The sequence below is a fragment of the Arthrobacter sp. Y3223164 genome (genome assembly GCF_059091005.1).
On sequence record NZ_JBNHGF010000736.1, the window covers coordinates 1 to 718 of the forward strand.

At 72.3% G+C, this 718-nt stretch carries 2 protein-coding genes; both read right to left on the reverse strand.

Annotated elements, in window-relative coordinates; genetic code table 11:
• Positions 1-246, reverse strand: a 246-nt coding sequence (locus AC5RUJ_RS17695; RefSeq protein WP_494156439.1) for a PfkB family carbohydrate kinase, incomplete at its 3' end; no start/stop codon positions are given.
• Positions 243-718 (reverse strand): D-sedoheptulose-7-phosphate isomerase (locus tag AC5RUJ_RS17700; RefSeq protein ID WP_494156440.1); only part of this gene is annotated, 476 nt, incomplete at its 5' end. The genes AC5RUJ_RS17700 and AC5RUJ_RS17695, both read right to left, overlap by 4 nt.

Genomic DNA, 718 nt, shown 5'->3' on the forward strand with positions numbered 1-718 from the left:
GACCACGCGGACGCCGTCCAGGGTGTCGCGCAGCCGGGAGGAAGCGCCGTCGTCGGACAGTGCCGTGACCAGGAGGACGTCCCGGCCGTCGCGGGCCAGCATCCGTGCCACCAGCCCGGCTCCTCCGGCGCGGTAGGTTGTTTCGGCCGCGTCAACCACCGGCACCGGTCCGTCCGGGCTCAGCCGGGTTGCCGCACCCTCCACGTCCGCGTCCAGCAGTACGTCTCCCACCACCACGATCCTCATGGCCGGCCTCCCTGCCCGCGTCCGCCCGCGGCGCCTCCCTCGAGGCGCGCCACCTCGGCGTCGAACGCCCGGCAGAGGGCATGCAGCGCCATCAGGTGCCCCTCCTGCACATTGGCCGGCAGCGCCTCCACTGCCACATAGTCGTCGCACAACTCGGTCAGCGGATTCGGCGCCTGGCCGGTCAGCGCCCAGCAGGTCACGCCGATGCTTCGGGCAGCTTCGGCCGCGCGCAGCAGGTTCCCGCTCTTGCCGCTGGTGGTCAGCAGGAGCAGCACGTCGCCAGCCCGCCCGTGGCCCAGCACCTGCCGGGCAAACAGCTGGTCGAAGCCGTAGTCATTCGAGATGGCCGTGACCGCCGAGGTTTCCGCGTGCAGCGAGATGGCGGAGAACGCCCGGCGTTCGCCGTCGAAACGGCCCACCAGTTCGGCGGTGAGGTGCTGGGCTTCCGCCGCGGAGCCGCCGTTGCCGACCG